This window comes from Micromonospora sp. DT44, assembly GCF_049841635.1.
Lineage (GTDB): Bacteria > Actinomycetota > Actinomycetes > Mycobacteriales > Micromonosporaceae > Micromonospora.
In genome coordinates, this window is the sequence record NZ_JBNCKS010000050.1 from 1 (window position 1) to 19,688 (window position 19,688).

At 69.8% G+C, this 19,688-nt stretch carries 20 protein-coding genes and 1 pseudogene; 9 read left to right on the plus strand and 12 right to left on the minus strand.

From position 1 onward, the window contains the following. Window positions 1-138 precede the first annotated feature (138 nt). The 4 genes from ACLQ25_RS25140 to ACLQ25_RS25155 all read left to right on the plus strand — a co-directional run bounded on the left by ACLQ25_RS25140 (window position 139) and on the right by ACLQ25_RS25155 (window position 2,861). A complete protein-coding gene (locus ACLQ25_RS25140; RefSeq protein WP_425733256.1) occupies window positions 139-453 on the plus strand; it encodes a hypothetical protein in 315 nt (104 codons plus the stop codon). Window positions 454-732: 279 nt separating this feature from the next. Further along, on the plus strand, window positions 733-1,962 hold the full coding sequence (locus tag ACLQ25_RS25145) for a cytochrome P450 (RefSeq protein ID WP_425733257.1): 1,230 nt from the start codon (window positions 733-735) through the stop codon (window positions 1,960-1,962). Beyond that, window positions 1,959-2,186, plus strand: a complete 228-nt coding sequence (locus tag ACLQ25_RS25150) for a ferredoxin (protein ID WP_425733258.1) — start codon at window positions 1,959-1,961, stop codon at window positions 2,184-2,186. Before ACLQ25_RS25145 ends, ACLQ25_RS25150 begins: the two co-directional genes overlap by 4 nt. A gap of 345 nt (window positions 2,187-2,531) precedes the next feature. Further along, a complete protein-coding gene (locus ACLQ25_RS25155) occupies window positions 2,532-2,861 on the plus strand; it encodes a TraR/DksA family transcriptional regulator (protein ID WP_425733259.1) in 330 nt (109 codons plus the stop codon). Between the two features lie 47 nt (window positions 2,862-2,908). Here ACLQ25_RS25155 and ACLQ25_RS25160 read toward each other — a convergent pair whose 3' ends face one another. The 3 genes from ACLQ25_RS25160 to ACLQ25_RS25170 form a co-directional block, all read right to left on the minus strand. Next, window positions 2,909-3,160 carry a potassium transporter TrkA gene (locus tag ACLQ25_RS25160; RefSeq protein WP_421471831.1) on the minus strand — a complete coding sequence of 84 codons (252 nt, stop codon included), beginning with the start codon at window positions 3,158-3,160 and terminating at the stop codon, window positions 2,909-2,911. A gap of 162 nt (window positions 3,161-3,322) precedes the next feature. After that, entirely contained in the window at window positions 3,323-3,532 is a 210-nt protein-coding gene (locus tag ACLQ25_RS25165; RefSeq protein ID WP_425733260.1) for a hypothetical protein, read from the minus strand. A gap of 237 nt (window positions 3,533-3,769) precedes the next feature. Beyond that, window positions 3,770-5,014: a PQQ-dependent sugar dehydrogenase gene (locus tag ACLQ25_RS25170; protein WP_425733261.1), complete on the minus strand. Its 1,245-nt coding sequence runs from the start codon at window positions 5,012-5,014 to the stop codon at window positions 3,770-3,772. A gap of 398 nt (window positions 5,015-5,412) precedes the next feature. On the opposite strand from ACLQ25_RS25170, the pseudogene ACLQ25_RS25175 reads away from it, so the two are divergent. Together ACLQ25_RS25175 and ACLQ25_RS25180 are read left to right on the plus strand one after the other, a co-directional pair. Continuing rightward, window positions 5,413-6,847: pseudogene (locus tag ACLQ25_RS25175) on the plus strand (endo-1,4-beta-xylanase). A 151-nt stretch (window positions 6,848-6,998) separates the two neighbouring features. After that, a complete protein-coding gene (locus ACLQ25_RS25180) occupies window positions 6,999-7,772 on the plus strand; it encodes a hypothetical protein (protein WP_425733262.1) in 774 nt (257 codons plus the stop codon). Between the two features lie 60 nt (window positions 7,773-7,832). Here ACLQ25_RS25180 and ACLQ25_RS25185 read toward each other — a convergent pair whose 3' ends face one another. The 4 genes from ACLQ25_RS25185 to ACLQ25_RS25200 form a co-directional block, all read right to left on the minus strand. Beyond that, entirely contained in the window at window positions 7,833-8,165 is a 333-nt protein-coding gene (locus tag ACLQ25_RS25185; protein ID WP_425733263.1) for a cupin domain-containing protein, read from the minus strand. A 98-nt stretch (window positions 8,166-8,263) separates the two neighbouring features. Beyond that, on the minus strand, window positions 8,264-9,280 hold the full coding sequence (locus tag ACLQ25_RS25190) for an ABC transporter permease subunit (RefSeq protein WP_425733264.1): 1,017 nt from the start codon (window positions 9,278-9,280) through the stop codon (window positions 8,264-8,266). Further along, entirely contained in the window at window positions 9,277-10,158 is an 882-nt protein-coding gene (locus tag ACLQ25_RS25195; protein ID WP_425733265.1) for an ABC transporter ATP-binding protein, read from the minus strand. Before ACLQ25_RS25195 ends, ACLQ25_RS25190 begins: the two co-directional genes overlap by 4 nt. Next, window positions 10,155-10,544, minus strand: coding sequence for a GntR family transcriptional regulator (locus ACLQ25_RS25200; RefSeq protein WP_355047873.1), 390 nt, complete (start codon window positions 10,542-10,544; stop codon window positions 10,155-10,157). Before ACLQ25_RS25200 ends, ACLQ25_RS25195 begins: the two co-directional genes overlap by 4 nt. A gap of 376 nt (window positions 10,545-10,920) precedes the next feature. Between ACLQ25_RS25200 and ACLQ25_RS25205 the strand changes: the two genes are divergently transcribed. Then, window positions 10,921-11,787 (plus strand): alpha/beta fold hydrolase, encoded by an 867-nt coding sequence (locus ACLQ25_RS25205; protein ID WP_425733266.1) that lies wholly within the window; start codon window positions 10,921-10,923, stop codon window positions 11,785-11,787. A gap of 114 nt (window positions 11,788-11,901) precedes the next feature. Here ACLQ25_RS25205 and ACLQ25_RS25210 read toward each other — a convergent pair whose 3' ends face one another. Together ACLQ25_RS25210 and ACLQ25_RS25215 are read right to left on the minus strand one after the other, a co-directional pair. Then, on the minus strand, window positions 11,902-12,750 hold the full coding sequence (locus ACLQ25_RS25210) for an alpha/beta fold hydrolase (protein ID WP_425733267.1): 849 nt from the start codon (window positions 12,748-12,750) through the stop codon (window positions 11,902-11,904). Window positions 12,751-12,759: 9 nt separating this feature from the next. Next, window positions 12,760-13,593 carry an alpha/beta fold hydrolase gene (locus ACLQ25_RS25215; RefSeq protein ID WP_425733268.1) on the minus strand — a complete coding sequence of 278 codons (834 nt, stop codon included), beginning with the start codon at window positions 13,591-13,593 and terminating at the stop codon, window positions 12,760-12,762. A gap of 215 nt (window positions 13,594-13,808) precedes the next feature. Between ACLQ25_RS25215 and ACLQ25_RS25220 the strand changes: the two genes are divergently transcribed. Then, complete coding sequence (locus tag ACLQ25_RS25220) at window positions 13,809-16,676, plus strand: BTAD domain-containing putative transcriptional regulator (RefSeq protein WP_425733293.1); 2,868 nt, start codon at window positions 13,809-13,811, stop codon at window positions 16,674-16,676. A gap of 55 nt (window positions 16,677-16,731) precedes the next feature. After that, window positions 16,732-17,199 carry a response regulator transcription factor gene (locus ACLQ25_RS25225; protein ID WP_425733269.1) on the plus strand — a complete coding sequence of 156 codons (468 nt, stop codon included), beginning with the start codon at window positions 16,732-16,734 and terminating at the stop codon, window positions 17,197-17,199. 24 nt (window positions 17,200-17,223) lie between these two features. Here ACLQ25_RS25225 and ACLQ25_RS25230 read toward each other — a convergent pair whose 3' ends face one another. The 3 genes from ACLQ25_RS25230 to ACLQ25_RS25240 are packed head-to-tail and all read right to left on the minus strand — an operon-like array spanning window position 17,224 to window position 19,627. After that, a complete protein-coding gene (locus ACLQ25_RS25230) occupies window positions 17,224-17,772 on the minus strand; it encodes a copper resistance CopC family protein (protein WP_425733270.1) in 549 nt (182 codons plus the stop codon). Between the two features lie 23 nt (window positions 17,773-17,795). After that, window positions 17,796-19,028 carry a Dyp-type peroxidase gene (locus ACLQ25_RS25235; protein ID WP_425733271.1) on the minus strand — a complete coding sequence of 411 codons (1,233 nt, stop codon included), beginning with the start codon at window positions 19,026-19,028 and terminating at the stop codon, window positions 17,796-17,798. Beyond that, window positions 19,025-19,627, minus strand: a complete 603-nt coding sequence (locus ACLQ25_RS25240; RefSeq protein ID WP_425733272.1) for a copper chaperone PCu(A)C — start codon at window positions 19,625-19,627, stop codon at window positions 19,025-19,027. Before ACLQ25_RS25240 ends, ACLQ25_RS25235 begins: the two co-directional genes overlap by 4 nt. Window positions 19,628-19,688: the final 61 nt, after the last annotated feature.

Consider the following 19,688-nt stretch of genomic DNA (forward strand, 5'->3'; position numbering starts at 1 on the left):
CAGGCCACCACCAGTATCAACATCATCAGCCCGGACCCTTGACGACCACACCCACCGCCTAACTGAACGGCGTTGGAACTAGTCGTCGCTTGCGATGCGGACTGGCTGGCCACTGCTCAACTCGACACGCTCGACGAGGTGCGGTGCTTCACGAAGTGGGCGGCGCGGCTCGGTTCGGGTGAGCGCGACCTGGGGGAAGCGTCCGTGCTCGCGGCCGCCGAACTGCGAGCAGGCGTGGCCATCACCGACGACAGGAACGCAACGCAGGTCGCCCGCGCTGACAAGGCCCGCGTCCACGGCACCATCTGGCTTCTCGCGAGGGCCTGCCGGGACGGCAAGCAGACGCCGACGGCTGCGGGGAACCTCATCGAGGCACTGAGAGCAACCGGTGCTCGTCTGCCCTGCTCCGGAGCGGAGTTCCCGGACTTCGCCCGTAAGCACAACCTCCTGTAGGCGTCGAACCGGTGGCGGTGCTGTGACGAGGCCTGCTTGAGCGCTGGCTCGGCGGCCGTCTCGAGAGGGCCCGCGAGCGATCCGTTACGAGAACGGCTGTCGGGTACGGACGCGGATCGGTCTCCATGGCGATCATCGACGTCTCTCGCTACGATCCGAGATTGAAACGTCACGATGCGTAGGGGTGTGCTGACTCATGCCCTACGCGTAGGCGAACTGAAGCCGCCGCGAATGTGGCGCCGGCCTGCGGATCACGCCGTCTCGACGAAGGGAATCCGGATGACCGAGAGCGCGCAGAGCACCGAGAGTCGAACCGTTCCGCCCGTGCGGTCGTACCCGTTCAGTGTGCCCGACGGCCTCGTCGTCGACCGGACCTACGGAGAGCTGCGCGAGCACGAGCCGATGACCCGGGTGCAGCTCCCGTACGGGGAGGAGGCGTGGCTCGCCACCCGGTACGAGGACGTCCGTACGGTCCTCGGCGACGTGCGGTTCGGCCGCGCGCCAGCCGTCGAACGTGACGAGCCCCGGCTCACGCCGCGCCAGCAGTACAGCGGCATGCTGACCATGGATCCGCCCGATCACACCCGGCTGCGTCGGCTGGTGGCCAAGGCGTTCACGGCACGTCGGGTAGAGGCGCTGCGCCCCCGAACCCAGGAGATCGCCGACACGCTGGTCGACGACATGCTCCGGCTCGGTCCGCCGGCCGACCTGGTGGAGCACGTCGCCACGCCGCTGCCGATCCAGGTGATCTGTGAGCTGCTCGGCGTTCCGTACGCCGACCGCGACCGTTTCCACATCTGGTCCGAGGCGATCGTCTCGACCACCTCACTGCCTCTGGAGACGATCCAGGAGTACCTGAACAATCTCTGGGGCTACATCGGTGGCCTGGTCGCCGAGCGCCGTCGCGACCCGGGGATCGACGACCTGCTCGGCGCGCTGGTGCGGGCCCGCGACGAGAACCAGGATCGGCTCAGCGAGACCGAACTTGTGGAACTGGCCGCCGGGCTGCTCGCGGCCGGTCACGAGACGACGGTGACCCAGATCCCCAACTTCGTCTACGTCCTGCTGCAAAACCCGGACCAGCTCGCGCGGCTGCGGTCCGATCCGTCGCTGGTGCCGGCCGCGGTCGAGGAACTTCTGCGGTACGTGCCGCTCGGCGTCGGTTCCTCCTTCGCCCGGTACGCCAAGGAGGACGTCGAGGTCGGCGGGGTGCTGGTCCGAGCCGGTGAACCGGTACTCGGTTCACTGTCGTCGGCGAACCGGGACGGCACGGTCTTCGCCGACCCGGACCGGCTGGACTTCGATCGCGAGCCGAAACCGCACCTGGGCTTCGGGCACGGCGTACACCACTGCGTCGGCGCGCAGTTGGCCCGCATGGAGTTGCAGGTCGCCGTCAGCACCTTCGTCACCCGTCTGCCCGGCCTGCGGCTCGCCGTACCGGAGGCAGAGCTGAAGTGGAAGCGCGGCATGTTGGTACGGGGCCTGCTCAGCATGCCGGTGGCGTGGTGAGCACCGCCTGGCGGGTCGGGGTGGACCCGGCTCGTTGCATCGGCACGAGTATCTGCGCCGGCACCGCGCCCGAGCATTTTCGCCTGGTTGACGGCGTGTCCGCGCCGCTGGCCGGCGTCGTCTCCCCGGCCGAGGTCGTCCTCGACGCCGCCAACTCGTGCCCGGTGGAGGCGATCATCGTCCGCGACGTCACCGACGACCGGCTGATCGCCCCGGAGGACTGACCCGTCACCCACACCGCGCGTGAGGTCGGCGGTTCGTCCGGCGTTGGCATCGCCGCGGTCGCCGCCTATGGTGGAGACATGTCCTCGGTTACGTTCCGCTCTCCTGCCGTCACCCGTGTGGCGGCGATCGGGGCTGCCCACGTGGCGTTGGCGGCGTACCGGACGGTCGATATGCGGGTGCCGGTTGTCCGCGTGCCGCGCATTGCGCCCATGTCGTGGCTGACGAGCCCGGCGCGAACCGGCCGAGGCCCCCCGCGGAATCGTTGCATCACCAAAACGACCGCCAGGGCGAAGCTATCCAGCTTCGGCCCTTTCTTTTTACCCTTCGAAAGCAGAGGTAGGACCATGAGCCTCGATCAACGAGCTGTCGACCAGCGTTGGCTGGCTGATCTGCGGGCATCGCTGGCGGAAGACTTCGCCACGCAGACGGCTCGGCTGCGGGAACTGACCGAGCTCAACGCGGACACCGGCGACCCGAGCGAGGCCCACAACCGGGCCGCGCTGCTGGTGGCCACCCGGCGCAACATCGAGCAGATCACCGGTGCGCTGAGCCGCATCAGCGCCGGCACCTACGGGACCTGCGCGAAGTGCCGCCAGAACATCCCGGTCGAGCGGCTCGAAATCCTTCCGCACGCGCAGTTCTGCGTGTCCTGCCAGGCGAAGCAGAACGGCTGACGGGCGGTGTGGCTGCCGTGCCGTAGCGGTACGGCAGCCACCGGCCGTCACGCGGGAGACGGCTCCGTCACGGTGACGATGTCCAGGACGTCGAGGATTCCCAGGAGTCCGGCAAGCGTCACGGCCTCGGAGCGCGTCAGGGTGAGCGAGCAGGTGGCGTCGGGGTCGTCGGGGGACTCGTAGACGAGATCTCGTCGCCCGCCCGGGTGGTGCGTGACCACGCCCACTCGACGACCGTCAGCGGTGGTGAACATGCGGCGTACCCCGATACCGGGCAGCGGGGTCAGTTCGACAATCATGGGAACTCCAGCGGGCAGGGCGGCGCATCCGCGTAGCGGCTCGGCGGCGCGCAGGCCGGCGAGCGTGGCCGGGCGAAGTGCGGTGGGCTCGGTGGTGGCCCGGGCCGGTCATGGCGGCGAACTGGACACGCCATGGGGTCGGCGCGAGCCGGGGCGGGTGGATCAGGCGAGGCCCAGCGCGTGGCGCGGTGGAGCGCGATCCGCCGACCAGGCGGGCACGCAGCCGGGGGTCGCCCGCCGCGCGGAACGGAAGACGATGCACAACCCGATCGAGCGGGTGGCCGAGAGCACCAGCACGAGCACGGCAAGCACAAGCAATGTCGGCTGCGGCGTACGCTCGCCGACGCGCCGGGGGCCGCGTCTGTCGTGCATGCCCCAACCATAGCCGTCGCCCAGAGTGTGGACCACATTCGCGTTGGGTGACCGTCCCGGGTGATGCGGTCGGTGAACTGGCGGACATCGTCGGCCTGCCGGGTCGCGCTCGCTCGGCCGCTGCTGGCGATGACGTACCGCTGGTCGGGGACGACAGCCGGTGTCCCGTGCCGCGGTGGGCGGCCACGGGTGCGTGGCCGCCCACGGCGTGTCACCGGTGCTGGTTCCAGTCGAGGCTCAGCGGTTGGCCACCCCGGCGGTCGGGGTGGGCTGGACCCGCTCGAACCGCACCTTGCTCAGCCAGCCCGGGAGGTCGCTGAGCACGTACAGCTCACCGTTCACGTCCGCACCGAACGCCGTCGGCTGGGTGGGGAAGGTGCCGATCTCGGCGGACTCGTAGCCACCCGTGGACTTGGGACGCACGGCGAACGCGCGGGTCGAGCAGTAGTCGCTCGCGATGTAGGTCCCCCGCGCCTCCGGGGTGACGGACCCCCGGTACACCAGGCCGCCGATGATGGAGCAGTTCTCCGTCAGGTAGTGCTCGTACTCGACGACCGGGTCGGTGAGCCGTACGCCCGGTCGGCACTGCGTCTGGTCGAAGACCGGCGTGCCCTCCTTGCAGGACCAGCCGAGGTTCGCGCCGCGCTGCGACGGTCGGATGTGGTTGATCTCCTCGATCAGGCCCTGGCCGACGTCGCCGATCCAGAGGGAGTTGTCGACCGGGTCGATGGAGAACTTCCACGGATTGCGCAGCCCGTAGACCCAGATCTCCGGCCGCGCGCCCGCCGTGCGGACGAAGGGGTTGTCCACGGGTACGCAGTAGGGCTTGCCCCCGCAGCTGCGGTTGACGTCGATCCGTACGATTTTGCCGAGCAGGGTGCCGAGGTTCTGGCCGCTCTTGAACGGGTCGTTCGCGTTTCCGCCGTCGCCGGTGGACCAGTACAGGTAGCCGTCGCGGCCGAAGGCCACCTGTCCGCCGTTGTGGTTGCCGAACTCGGCGTGCTCCTGCGTGAGCAGCACCTGTAGGCGGTCGGGGGCGCCGAGCGGCACCCGCGCCAGGGTCAGCGCTCCGGCCGGCAGGCTCGTGTAGGCCACGTAGAGGATTCCGGTGCGCGCGAAGTTCGGTGCGGGCGTGATGCCGAGAAGGCCGCGCTCGTTGTCGGACGTGTCGATCCGGGCGGTCAGGTCGAGCACTGGATCGGCCGCCAGGCCGGTGGCGGGGTGGTACGCGCGGACGGTGCCGTTCTTTTCCGCGATCAACATTCGACCGTCCGGCAGGCCGGTGATCGCGATCGGGCGCTGCAGTCCGAACGCCACCCGCTCGGACACCACGGTCAGCTCGGTGAGTGGCGTCGCGCGGGCGTGGGATGTGCCGGTCGCCGCGGTGCTGGCCACCGACGCGGGTGGTGACAGAAGCACGGACAGGGTCAGGATGAGCAGGCCGGCCAGCATGGTGGCCGGACGTTGTCGCCGTCGCTGCATGTTCGGCTCCTCGATCAGGTGGGTGGTGGTGGTGTGGGAGCGTTTCCACACTACATCGATGTAGGTCGATGCCAAACCGGCTGGTCCTCCGTCGTGCGCGCCACCGTCGTCGGTCGCCGGCTGTCCAGATCGAACTGATTCGATATAGCATCGCGGCAGGGCAGTGTTACTCCGCAGGGGCGTGCGGCGCGGAGTGTTCGCCATCCACCGGGCGGGCCGGGCAGCCGGCGGTGGCCACCGATTTCGGGCGCGGCGGGGTAGACGCCGGCTCGGCGTCACCTGCGGCGTGCTGGTCCAGTGGCGAGCGCGGTGCTCCGGTCGTCGGCCGTGCGGTGCTCCTCGGTTCCGTGCCCAGAGTCGGCAACGGACCAGACGAAACACCGAGGAGAAGTGCACAGATGAACGACGTACCCGCTCGACCAAAGCGCCGGACCAGAGGCCCCGCCAGACTGCTCCTGGGTGGTGCCTGCGCCCTGGCGATCACCGTGTCCTCGATGGCCGTGGCGACCTTCGCCCGCGCCGACCTCCCCGGATCACCCGGTACCACCCTGAAGGCCGCCGCCGAGCGCAGCGGCCGGTACTTCGGCGCCGCCATGGGGGCGGACCGTCTCAACGACTCGGGCTTCCTGAACATCGCGAGCCGTGAGTTCGACATGATGACGGCCGTCAACGAGATGAAGCCCGACGCGACCGAGCCCAACCCGGGCCAGTTCAACTTCGATCGCGGTGACGCGATCTACAACTGGGCCACCCAGCGCGGCATGCGGTTCCGTGGTCACACCCTGGCGTGGCACGCCCAGCAGCCGAGGTTCTGGGGGAGCCTGAGCGGCAGCGCCCTGCGCAACGCGATGATCAGCCACATCAACGGGGTCATGGCCCACTACAAGGGCAAGTTCGCGTACTGGGACGTGGTGAACGAGGCCTTCGCCGAAAACGGCAGTCGGCGGTCGTCGAACCTGCAGTCCACCGGGAACGACTGGATCGAGGTCGCGTTCCGGACCGCGCGCGCAGCGGACCCGAGCGTGAAGCTCTGCTACAACGACTACAACATCGAGAACTGGACGTACGCCAAGACGCAGGGCGTCTACAACATGATCAGGGACTTCAAGTCCCGGGGCGTGCCGGTCGACTGCGTGGGCCTCCAGACCCACTTCACCGGCGGCAGTTCGCTGCCCGGCAACTTCCAGCAGACCCTGTCCAGCTTCGCCGCCCTCGGGGTCGACGTGGCGTTGACCGAGGCCGACGTCACCAACGCCTCGACCAGCCAGTACCAGGGCCTCACCCAGGCCTGCATGAACGTCCCCCGCTGCGTCGGCATCACGACGTGGGGCATCCGGGACAGTGACTCGTGGCGCGGCAGCGAGAACCCGCTGCTCTTCGACCGCAACAGCAACCCCAAGGCGGCGTACACCGCCGTCCTCAACGCGCTCAACGCCGCCTCCACCACCGTGCCGGGCGACGCCTCCGCCGACGACGCCTCCGCCGACGACGCCTCCGCCGACGACGCCTCCGCCGACGACGCCTCCGCCGACGGGTGCCTGTAGCGCGACGTACCGGATGGTCAACAGCTGGAACGGTGGCTTCCAGGGCGAGGTCACGGTCGCCAACAACGGCTCCGCCACCCTCAGCGGCTGGACCGTACGGCTGACGCTGGCCAGCGGGCAGAGCATCGCCAATGTCTGGAATGGCATCAACACCGGCACCAGCGGGACGGTCAGCGTCCGTAACGCCGACTACAACGGGTCTCTCGGCGCGAACGCCTCGACCACCTTCGGTTTCCTGGTCAACGGCAGCAGCAGCACCGCACCCAGTGGTCTCTCCTGCACCAGTTGACGACCGACGACGCGTACCGATCCCTCCGCGTCGGGACGCTGACCGGGTCCGGAGCCACCGGCTCCGGGCCCGGGCGCCGTCGTGGTCGGACCGGTACGCGACCGAAGTGACCGTCCTCGCGTACCGCACCTCGTCGATAGGGAGAACGACCATGCGCAGATTTCTCGCGGTGTTCAGCGCCGCCCTGATTCTCGGCACCACAGTCGGCAGCGCTCCGGCCGGGGCGTCGAGTGTGTCCCGGCCCTCGTGCCCCCGTGGCCTGCTCTTCTGTGAGGACTTCGAGCGACTGCCCGCCGGCGGGGCCAGCACGGTGAACTGGGGCGTCGACACCCGCCACGGCACGCTCACTGTCGAGCGTGCTCGCCGGGGCAACCAGGTGCTGCACGTCCACACGGTCGACAACGGACGTGCCTTCCTGCGCGTCGACGACTTCGCCGCGCCGGGCAACCGCTTCTACGGCCGGATGCGCCTGCGCGTCGACGCCTTCCCCACCGCCCCGGACTGGGCGCACTTCACGCTGGTCGAGGCGACCGGTAGCGGTAGCGCGGAGGTCGTACGTCCGATCGGTGGCCAGTACGCGCCCACGGTGCCCGGAACGTTCTGGGGCATCGGCGCCGACGGCGGTCCCACCGGCGACTGGACCAACTGGCGGGAGTCCGCCCCGGTCGTCGAGGACACCTGGCAGTGTTTCGAATGGAAGGTCGACGCCGCGGACAACCGCGTCGCCGTGTGGATCGACGGCGTGGCGAACCCGGAGCTGACCGCCTCCACGAACGACCACGGCGGTAACGACGTTCCCTTCGTCCTGCCGACCGTCGACACGGTGAAGATCGGCTGGCAGCTCTACCAGGGCGGCACGACGCCGGGTGAGTTCGACCTCTGGATCGACGACATCGCCCTGTCGACCAAGCGGCTCGGCTGCTGAGCTGACGTCCCTGCCGGGGTGCGGCTCTGCTGCCGCACCCCGGCAGAACGAGGGCGTGTGTCAATCTGGAGCGCGCGAGCCGTACGCCGGGCCGAACACCACCAGCAGCGCCAGGTCCTCGGTCACCTCGTCGAAATGGTGCTCCTCGCCGGCCGGCACGAAGATCACCGAACCCGGGGCCACCTCGGCTGCGCCGTCCGGGGTCACGATCCGGGCCCGCCCGGCGGTGACCACGTAGATCTCATCCTCGGTGTGCGGGCTCTGATCGTCGAGGCCGCCGGCCGGGATGCAGTACGTTCCCACCGACAGGTCCGGAACCCTCAGGTGTTCGACCCAGTCGTTGACGGCTCCGCCGGCCGTGGTCCACCGGCCCGCCCTTTCGATGATCTGCATTGCCGAAACCTAAGGGACGTCTCGTACCTCGGTGGAGGCGTTTCCCAGCGCCGGGCCGGTGGGGGCAGTCGCTCCGCCCGCCCCCACCGGCCGTGCCGTCACACCAGTCGGCGGCGTACCCACCAGAGCGACAGCAGGGACAGCGCGACGGTCAACGCGATCAGGATGCCGAACTCCCGCCATTGCAGGTTCCAGAACTTCGATCCGGGCACGTAGGACACCTTCAGGCTGAGGTTCTGCTTCTCCAGCCACCTCGGGCACGTCTCACGGTCGCGGGGCGCCTCCGGGCCGCACTGGGTCGTGTCGGCCGGACCGCTGAACTCCGCGCCGGTCGAGGTGATCGTGGTGCTCGACACGATCCAGTCGCCCCTGCGATCGGGCTCGACGTGAAGCGTCATCCGCCCGGTGTCGGGGCTCATCGAGATCCCGTACTCACCGTCCACCTCCAGAGGGCTGACCGTGGTGACCGGCTGAGCCAGCCAGGGGCGTACCACGAACGGCGCGGCGACCTGGAGACCGACCACCAGCAACAGGGTCACCGCCATCGCGCCGAGGGTTCGCCGTAGCAGCAGCCCGGTGGCGACACCGACCACGAAGGCCAGCGTCGCGTAGCCGATCGGCACGATTCCCCGGGCCGCGAACACCAGCGGATTCATCCGGTCGGCCGAGGCACCGTCGATCGGCTGCGCCCACTCGGTCAGCGTCAGGCTGAGTAGGCCGGCGCCGAGAGCGGCGGCGCCGCCGCCGACCGCGAGCTTGACCAGCAACCAGCGGCCCCGGCTGACGGACTGGCTGAAAACCATGCGGTACGTGCCGGACTCCAGCTCCCGGGCCACCAGCGGCGCACCCCAGAAGATGCCCACCAGGGCGGGCAGTAGGTACAACGCCCCGATGGCGGCGATGTGGAACTCGCTCGCCCATCCCGGTTGTAGCGCCCGGAGGAAGGCTTCGCCGGCGGACAGGCAGGCGTCACCCTGGCAGCCGGTGTATCCGGTCTGCGTGGCCAGCTCTCGCACCTCCGCCCAGGTCAGCGCCAGACTGCCCAGGAGCACCAGCAACAGGGTGCCGGTGGCCAGGGCCGGCGTCCGGAACTGCCGCCAGGTCATCCAGATCATCTCTGTCCCTCCAGGACCCGATCCGACCGGCCGCCGGTGGCTCCGCTCATGTACGCCAGCACGATGTCCTCCAGGTCCAGCCGGTCGACCTGCCACGACGGGTCGACGATCGGCGCGGTGCTGCGTACCACCAGGGTCGACTGCACCTCGGTGTGGCTCTGCTCGATCAAGGCGTGCCCCGCGCCCAGGTCGGTGGTCTCACGCCGTTGCCCGACCAGGCGGTGGTGGGTGGCGAGCAGGTCGTCCACGTCGCCCGCCACCTGGACCCGCGAGGCGACCAGCACGATCAGGTGGTCGCAGACCCGCTCCAGGTCGGCGACCAGATGCGAGGACATCACGATGCTCATGTCCTCGTCGGCGGCCAACTCCATCAACCCCTGCAGGAAAGTGCGCCGGGCGAGCGGATCGAGTGCCGCCACCGGCTCGTCGAGCAGCAGCAGATGGGGCCGCTTCGCCGCGGCGATGGTCAGGGCCAACTGGGCGCGCTGGCCGCCGGACAGTTTGCCCGCCTTCTGCGCCGGGTCCAGTCCGATCTGGGCGATCCGCCGCTCGGCGAGCCCTGCGTCCCAGGACGGGTTGAGGTGGGCGCCCATCCGTAGGTGGTCCGCGACGGACAGGTTGGGATAGACCGGGGTGTCCTGGGCGACGAACCCGACCTGCGCCGAACCGCTGACCGGCCGCGTGCCGAGTACCTCGATCCGCCCCGAGGTCGGACGGAGCAACCCACAGGCCAGTTGCAGCAGAGTGGACTTGCCTGCGCCGTTGGGTCCGACCAGACCCACGACGTGACCGGACGGAATGTCGAGAGTGCACTCCTTCAACGCGAAACGCCGGCCGTACCGCTTGCTCAGACCTTCCGCGATCAGCGCGCTAGTCATGCTCGGGCCTCCGAAAAGACCCGAAAGCTGCTGAGGAAGAGCGCCTCGATGCTCTCGTCGTCCAGGCCCGCATCCCGGGCCTCGTTCAGCCATCGCGTCAGGTCCTGCCGCAGCGGCTCGTGCTTGTCCAGCGAGTCGGCGCCCAGCGTGCGGGTGACGAACGTGCCCAGCCCGGGCCGGGCCACGACCAGGCCCTCGTACTCCAACTCGCGGTACGCCTTGGACACCGTGTTCGGGTTGATCGCGACCCGGGCCACCACCTCCTTGACGGTGGGCAGCTTGTCGCCTTCGTTCAGGACCCCGAGCCGGAGCGCGTGCCGCACCTGTCGGATGAGCTGCATGTACGGCGCAACCCCGGACCGCGAGTCCAGGTGAAACTCGATCACCTCGCCACCCCATTCCACTAGTTGACTAGCAGAATAGGTCTAAGGATGGTCTCTTCGCTAGCGAAGACCCGAACCTCGCGCCGTGGGGATCTCGACCGACCACCCGATGGGCGGGAAAGGCTGCCCCTTTGGTGCCGTCTCCGTCGGCATTGCTAAATCTGAGCGACTCTCCTGTTTTGCCCAGGAATTCGCCCCACTGTGAGTACGGTGAGGTCGGGCGATCATGCGGCATGTCGCAGCGGTCGAGGCGGGCCGTCATCAGTCACGTGCCGCTCGGCGGTGCTCCCGACGGGTTTCAGCCCTCGGCTGGGTCGCGTCGGCAGCCACGCATATCTGCCCGCGTTCGGCATCCACTGACCAACGAGGGAGAACAGACATGCTCGGAATCTCGCTACGTCGGCCGAAGGTCATCGCCGCAGCGCTCGCCGCCGCAACTCTGGTGACGGTGCTCGGCTCAAGCACCACAAGCGTGTTCGCGGACGGCGGTGTGCAACCAACCCCCGACGAGGGGCACCGCACCAGACCGACGATCGTCCTGGTGCACGGCGCCTGGGCCGACGGCTCGAGCTGGAATGGGGAGATCCGCAGACTCCAGGCGCGCGGTTTCGACGTCCAGGTCGCGCCGCAACCCGGCCGAGGGCCGTCGATCGACAGCGGCTACCTGAAGGACTTCCTGTCCACCATCGAAGGTCCGATCGTGCTCGCCGGCCACTCGTACGGTGGCTTCGTGATCACTGAAGCCGCCACCGGCAACCGGAACGTCAAGGCGCTCGTGTTCGTGGACGCCTACGCCCCGGACGAGGGGGAGACCGTGGAGGACCTCACCGCGGGCTCCGGCTCGATCCTCGAGCCGGCCCTGACCGACCCCACGAGCGAATTCAAGCTGGTGCCGTTCCCCGGTGCCCCGGAGGGTGCGGCCGACACGTACGTCCTGCCGAAGGTGTTCATCAAGGGCTTCGCCAACGGTCTGCCCCGGCGGCAGGCGGAGGTGCTCGCGGTGACCCAGACCGCCCTGGCCAGCAACGCCCTGGGCGAGCCGGCCACCGAGCCGGCGTGGAAGACGATCCCCGCGTGGGCGGTGGTCGGCACCGAGGACCTGGTCATTCCGCCGGCTCGCCAGGAGGAGATGGCGAAGCGGGCGGGGGCCGACATCACCCGGATCGACGCCGGTCACCTGGGCCTGATCTCGCACCCCGACCAGGTCACCAGGGTCATTCTGGAGGCGGCCCGGACGACCGCCTGACGAGGTCTCGTGACATCGGCAGCAGCAGTGGCCGCGTGGGCTGGACCAGCCCACGCGACCACTTCCCGACCGGCCGTGGCATCGCGCTGTGCGGTGCCACGGCCGGCCGCCGTGTCAGTTGGTCGCCTTGGCGGCAGCCTCGATCTGGTTGGTGACCGCACCCGGGTCGGTGACCATGGACAGGTGGGGGGCGTTGATCTGGATGCTGTGCGCCTTGGCCCGCTCGGACATGACGACCTGCTCGGCGGCAGGGATGACGGCGTCCTGCTTGCCGATCACCGACCACGAGGGGATCGTCTTCCACGCCGGCTCGCCGGACTCCTCGATCAGAGCGCTGAAGGCCAGCGGACGCTGCCGGGCGGCCAGCACCGCCACGTCCTTGGCGGGAATGCTCTTGCCGGCGAACGCCGTACCGAAGACCGACGGCTTCACGTACAGGTTGACGTTCCCGGGTTCAGCGGGGATCGCGACCTGGTCGAAGACGGCGGACGTGTCGCCCCCGAAGACCGAGCCCGGCACGGCCGAGGTCAGCGAAAAGACGGTGTCGTGCTGGTCGGGGATGTACGCGTCGACGTACACCAGGGCCTTGACCTGCTCGTCGCCCAGGGCGGCGTTCGTGATCACCATGCCGCCGTAGGAGTGCCCGACGAGGACGATCGGCCCGCTGATGGTGTCCAGGTACGCGCGAAGACTCGCGGCGTCCTTCGCCACGCCCGACAGCAGGTTCGGCGGTACGACCACCCGGTAGCCGTCGTGCTGGAGCTTGGCGGTCACCTTGTCCCAGCTCGACCCGTCCGCCCACGCGCCGTGCACGAGCACGACCGTCGGCTTGGCCGCGGCCGGGCGCGACTGCGTGACGTGGGTCGTCGAGGCCTGCGCGGTGCCGATACCGACCCCGGTCAGGGTGAGGGCACCGATGGCCACGCCTACGGAGACGAGGCGGCGCCGGAAGCGCAATTTCACGGTTTCTCCTTACTGCTGAACGAAATCGAGCAGGGCGGCGTTGACCTGATCGGCGTGGGTCCAGGCGATGGCGTGCGGCCCGCCCTCGATGACGAGCAACCGGGCATCCCCGACGAAGGCGGGAACCCGCTGGCCGGTCACCCCGATGGGCAGCACGCGGTCCTGGTCGCCCTGGATCACGAGTACCGGCACGTCAACCTTGGCCAGGTCGTCGCGGAAGTCGGTGAGCCAGGTGGGGATACACGCCACCGCGGCGACCGGGGACCCGGCCTCGGCCACGGCCAGACTGGCCTGGAACGCCTCGTCGCTGACCAGTGATCCGCCGTACACGTCGAAGTTGTAGAAGTTCTCCAGGAACTGCTTGAGCCACCCGTTCCGATCCGCCCGCGCGGCCTGGATGAACCCATCGAACAACGCCTGCGGCGCGCCTTCGGGATTGTCGTCCGTCTTCAGCAGGAACGGCGGAATCGGCGACATCAGCACGGCCTTCGCGACCCGTTCGGTGCCGTAGCGACCCAGGTACCGGGCGACGTCACCGGTTCCCATCGAGTGACCCACGAGAATGGCGTCGCGGACGTCCAGTGTCGTGAGGAGCACGAACAGATCGCTGGCGAACGTGTCGTAGTCGTATCCACCGGCGGGCTGGCTGGAATCGCCCCAACCGCGCCGGTCGTACGTGATGACGCGGTACCCGGCGGCGAGCAGTGCGGCGACCTGCTTCTCCCAGGCCTGCCCGCTCAGCGGGTAGCTGTGGCTGAGCACGACCGGCGTGCCGGCGCCGTGGTCCTCGTAATGGATGTCGATCGGGTTGGCTCCCTCTGAGCCAACGCTGACATGGGGCATGCACACTCCTTGGGCTTACGTTCCGCGCTGGGAACCCTGCCGAAGGTACGGATGTGGCGGCGTTTCGGAATCACCCGAATCACATAGTCCCCGGCTTCGTCGGCCACCCGAAAGACAACGAGCGTTGGGCGATGCGGCGGGCCCGGGAGGAGTCGCAGGCTTGGGCCGAAAAGCGAAGCCGCCACCCCTTCGTCTCTAGGATGTCAATCGTGACCATGCCCGACCGCAGGCTCTCGGACGGGCCGCCGTCCCACTGCGAGTTCAAGGTCTTCGGCGGTCTGGGCTGCCGGCGGGATGGCTCGGACGTCGATCTCGGCCCGGTCCGCCAGCGGGTCATCCTCGCCAAGCTCCTCGCGGCCGGCGGTGACGCGGTCAGCCTCGACAGCATCGTCGACAGCGTCTGGGACGACCGACCTCCGGCCAGTGCCGCCAACCAGATCCACCGGCACGTCGGGAACCTCCGCCGGATCCTGGAACCGGACCTGGACGTCCGCGAGACCGGTCGTTACCTCCTACCGGCCGGTACGGGCTACCGGCTGATCCTCGCGACCGTGGCATCCGATCTGGCCATGTATCGCGAGCTGGCCCGGCGGGCTCGCGAGGCGCTGGCGGGTGGGGATGCGGTGTCCGGCGTGCGGGAATACCTGACCGCCCTGGAACTCGGCCGCAGCCCCGCGTTCACCGACCTTCCGACCGAGGCGTTGCGTTCACCGGAGTTCGTGGCCATCGAACGGGAGCGCGTCGCGGTGGCGCTCGCGGCCAGCGAAGCCGCGATGGCCCATGGCATGGCCGACGCCGCGCTGACCCCGCTGGTGAGCGTGGCCGCCGCGGCGCCGCTGGACGAGGCGCTGCAGGCGTGCCTGATGCGCGCGTACGTGGCCACCGGCCACCGGGCGGAAGCGGTGCAGGTCTTCGAGCGGACGCGTCAACGTCTCGCCGAGGAACTGGGGGTGGACGCGGGGCCCGAACTGCGGGAGGCGTATCGGGAGCTGCTCGCCAGCGGCGGAAGCTCGCAGGACGAGCTGCGTCCGCTGGAGGCTCCCCGGCCCGCCCAGCTGCCGCCGCCGGTCGCGGGCTTCGTCCGACGGAACGACCTGGCCGCAGTGCTCGACGGCCTGCTCTCCGACGCGTTCAGCGACGCGACGATCGTGATCACCGTGCTCGGCGGTATGGGCGGCATCGGCAAGACCGCCCTCGCCGTGCACTGGGCCCACCAGATCGCCAACGAGTTTCCCGATGGCCAGTTGTTCCTCGACCTGAGGGGCCTGGACCCGGACGGACGGGTCATGTCACCGCAGGAGGCGCTCGCCACGCTGCTCGCGTCACTGGGCGAGCCGGCGGTCTCGTCACCGCAGGAGAACGTCGACGCCCAGGCGGCTCGTTATCGCAGTCGCCTCGCCGGTCGTCGCGTTCTGGTCCTCCTCGACAACGCCCGCGACTCCGATCAGGTCCGTCCGCTGCTGCCGGCCTCCCGAGGCTGTCTGGTCATCGTGACCAGCCGCCACCGGATGACGAGCCTGGTCACCCGGGAGGGGGCACGTTACCTGCAGGTCGACCGGCTGACCGGGGCCGAGTCCCGGCAGCTTCTGACCAACCGTCTCGGCACCCGCCGCGCCACCATGGACCCGGCTTCGCTGGACAAGGTCATCAGCCTCTGTGCCGGGCTGCCGCTCGCACTGGCGATCGTCGCCGCCCGCGTGGCGCTCAACCCGGCCCTGCCATTGAGCGCTGTCGTCAGCGCCGTCTCGGCCCCGTCAGCCAGACTCGACGCGTTGTCCAGCGCGGACCCGTCAGACGATGTCCGGTCGGTGTTCTCATGGTCGTACCGCGCTCTCGATCCATCGGCAGCGCAGGTGTTCCGTGCTCTCGCCGTCCATCCGGGTCCGGGGGTCTCGCTGGAGTCGATGGTGAGCGTCGCCGGGGTCAGCCGGACGAGGGCCCGGACGCTGCTCACGGAACTGGTGACCGCGAACCTGCTCGACGAGGCGCAGTCCGGGCGGTATTTCCTGCACGACCTGCTGCGGGCCTACGCGGGTGAGCTTCTCGACGAGGATCGAGAGCGACCGGAGTACGAGCGGCGTCTCGTCATGCACTACCTGCACTCGGCCCGGGCCGCGTACGCGAGGCACCACCGGCAGCCGGTTGGCACCGCCACCGGGACGCCACCGGACGTGACGCCCGAGACGTTCGACAGTGTGTCCCAGGCCGCCGCCTGGTACGCACGCGAGCGGCCAGCGCTGTGGGCGACGATCGATCTGGCCCTCGCCCACGGCCTGGCGCGCGACGCGGCGGCAATGGTCCTCGCGGCCTCGGCGCCGGGCAGCAACTCCATCCCCGCGGGCCGGACACCGACCGTACTCGCGATCCTCGACCTGGCCGGCGCACTCGGCGAGCCGCTGATGGAGGCCGAGCTTCTTCGTACTATCGGTGAGGTCTTCGCCCCGCTGCCATCGGCCGACGAATACCTCCGTCGAGCCCTGTCCATCTTCGAAGGCGCCGGAGACCTCGCCGGGCAGGCCGACGTCCTGCGAAACCTGGCCGTGCTCTCGTCGTCGCGGGGCGACCACGACGCCGCCAACGCGTACGGCGAACGCTCGGTGGCTCTCGCTCGGCAGACGGAGCGTCAGGAACTGCTCGCCGTCTCGCTGCTGACACTCGCGCGAGCGCGCGTCGGTTCGGGTCGCTTCGACGACGGCGTACGGATCGCGGACGAGGGGTTGGCCATCGCGATGGTGCAGCACCTCGATCACCTGAACGTCCGCTACGCGCAGCTCCTCGCGGAATCGTCCTGGAAACTCGGCCAGCTTGAGCGGGCGGTGACGATCTCGGAGTGGGGACTGGCGGAGAGCGTCAGTGAGTCGAGCGGTCCCCGCTGCGCCGTCGCGGCGATCCTCGCGCGTGCCGCGTTCGACCTCGACGACCGGACCCGCGCGGAACAGGGCTGCCAGCGGTTCGAGGGCCTGATCGCCGACAACGGCTTCCGGGAACTCATCGATTTCGCCGGCATCGAGGACGCCGAGACGTACCGAACCATGGTCGCCTACGTCCGGGCCCGGCTGAGTCTGATGAGCGACGCGTCGTGAGCGGGTAGGGCGCGAGCACTCAGTCTGCACTCGTCGCGCACAGCGGTGCGTTCGGATGGTCGTCGAGATCCCGAACCCTCGCCCGAGGAGCACGATGCACTGCCCCGTAGCCGACTCTGCCCGCGTTCTTCCGGGTGCGGCACTGACCCCCCGACAGGAACAGATCGCCCTGCTGGTGGCGGCCGGCTCCACCAACATCGAGATCGCGAGACACCTGGTCATCAGCCCCCACACCGTCAAACACCATCTGCGCGGAGTGTTCCACCGGCTGAACGTCGCGTCCCGCCGCGAACTGCGCGGCAAGCTGAGCCACCGCCGCACGACCGATCGCTTCGCCCAGAGCCGCCGCCTGACCATTCAGGAGCGCGACATCGCACGCCGGGTCTCGGACGGCGCGTCCAACCGGGAGGTGGCGGCACAACTGTTCATCAGCCCGAGCACGGTGGACTATCACCTCCGCAAGATCTTTCGCAAGCTCGACATCACCTCACGCCGCGAACTGGCCGATCGCCCTCGTCTCTGACTGGACCAGGTGGGAGCGGCCCGATCAGCGATGCCTCCTGCGCCGCCACAGCAGCCCGGCGCCCGCCAGGACGAGGGCGGCGAGCGCCGCTCCGGCCACGAGGACGGCGGCGCCGAGGCCGCGCTCGTCCCGCGCGGACGCGGCGTCGGTCACCGAGCTGACGATCGGCGCGGCGCTGGAGTCCGGGTCGGCGACCGTGAACGGGTACGAACCCTGCGCCGGGTGCCCGTCGGTGGAGACGACCCGGTACGCGACGGTGTACGTCCCGTTGGGCAGCGCCCCGGTGACCTGGATCGATCCCTTCGCCCCGCTGACCACCGCGTCGCCGGTGGGAACCTTCCGCCGGGCGGCGTCGGTCAGCACGATGGTGGCGAACGCGGGGTCGAGCCGCTGGCCGAATTCGAGCACGATCTCGGTGGGCGCGCTGGACAGGGTCGACTCCTGGACCGGTGCCGCCGACCGCAGGGTGTTGTGCGCCCACGCCGGGGTGGCCGGGACGAGCGTTGCCACGACGACGGCGAGCACCGCCGCGACGAGCCGTACAGCGATGGGCCCCGACGGCGCTGGGGTCATGACAGGACTCCGGTTGACGCGGCTCATCCCAGCACCTGCTCGCCGATCCAGCCGCCCGGCGGGCAGCCGGGTGGGACGGCGAAGACGGCGGATCCGATCGGGGTGGTCCATTCGTTGAGCAGGTCCCGGTCCGCCAGCCGGCGTTGGATCGGCAGGAACTGCCGGGCGATGTCGGCCTGGTACGAGGTGAAGATCAGCCCGGCGTCGGCGTGGCCGTCGGCGTTGGGAAGGCCGTCGTAGTTGTAGGGCCGGCGCAGGATCTTGAGCCGGTCGTCCGTGACGTGCGCGCGGGTCAGGTGGGAGAAGTCGGGGATGACGGTGAGCCCGTCGGGGCCGGTCGCCGCGAAGTCGGGTTCGTCGTGTTCGGCGCTGCCGGTGAGCGGGGCGCCGGTGTCGAGGCGTCGACCGACGGCGAGTTCGCGGTCGGCGCGGCCCAGCAGGTCCCAGGTCTCCAGGTTCATGCTGATGCGTCGGACGACGAGGGTGGTGCTGTCGCGCAGCCAAGCCGGGCCGTCGGGTACGAAGACCGCCGAGTCCAGGGGCGTGCCGGGGCGGGGGTTGGCGGTGCCGTCGAGTTGGCCGAAAAGGTTGCGTTGGGTCTGGCCGCTCGGCTCGACTCCCGGACTACGACGAAAGCCCTGCTGGACCCATCGGACGGTGGCGAACGGCCGGCTGTCCTTGAGCAGCACCCGCTGGGCGTGCGCGACCGTGACCGCGTCGTCGGCGCAGAACTGAAGGAGCAGGTCGCCGCCGGACCAGGCCGGTTGGAGCCGGTCGACGCGGAACGCGGGCAGGTCGGTGACCGAGGCCGGTCGCCGGTCGTCGATACCCGCGGCGCGGTAGAGGCCCGGTCCGAAACCGAACGTCACGGTCAGGCGGGCGGGAAGGAGTCCGAGTTCGGCCTCGGTGTCGGCCAGGGCCGGTTGCCCCTGGGTGAGTCGGGCCGCGTCGTCGGTGAGCAGCCGCAGCATCCGGCCCAACGCGGCCCGGTCGACGCCGGCTTGCAGGGTGAGGGCCACGAACGACGCGTGGGCCTGCGGTTCGGTCGCCACCCCGGCCTGTCGGGGCCCGTAGAAGGGCTCGACCAGGCTTCCGACGCTCGCCACCGGCGTCGCGTCGGCCGCCTGCCGCCCACCTCCTCCGGTACGGGTCGTGGCGTAGGCGGCGGCACCCGTGAGGGCTCCTCCGGCGGCCAGTGTCCCACCGGTGAGCAGACCGCGCCTGCTCACCGGGCGGACCGGCGAAGTGCCGGTCACGATGCCGGGCTCATGCTCATCTCCGGCGTCGCGCTCATGCCCGGCGTGGGCTCGCCGTGCCCCGGCGCGTAACTCTCCTGAGCGCCGGTGAAGGGCTTGGCCACGGCGGTGAACTGCTGGGTCCTGCCGTCGGCGAAGGTGAGGGTGACCGCCAGTTGGTCCCCGGCCCGCACGGGCCGGGCGAGGTTCATGAGCATCAGGTGGTCGCCGCCGGGCTCCAAGGCATGGCTGCTCCTGGCCTTGATGACGATGCCGCCCTGCTTCTGCTGCATGACCATCTTGCCGTCCTTCATGGCCATCTCGTGCAGCTCCATGGGGGAGGCGGAGGTCGCGACGCCGGTCAGCGTGACGTCGGTGTCCCCGTCGTTGACGAGGGTGCCGAAGGCCGCCGTCATGCCCTTGTCGGCCGCCTTCACCCATGGGTCACGGACCGTGACCACGCCGGCAGGGGCGTCGGCCGACACCGACGGGCTCGGCGGCGCGGCCGACGACGAGTCGGACGACCCGCATCCGGTGGCGCCGGTGACCAGGAGCGCGGCGGCGACGGCGAGAGCGACGGCCGAGCGTCGATGTGTTCCGAAAAGGCTGGTGGTGCGCATGAATTCGTCCTCCGATGGTTGCTGCTGCTCGTTGGTCGGTCGCCGCAGCAGGAAAGTTCCG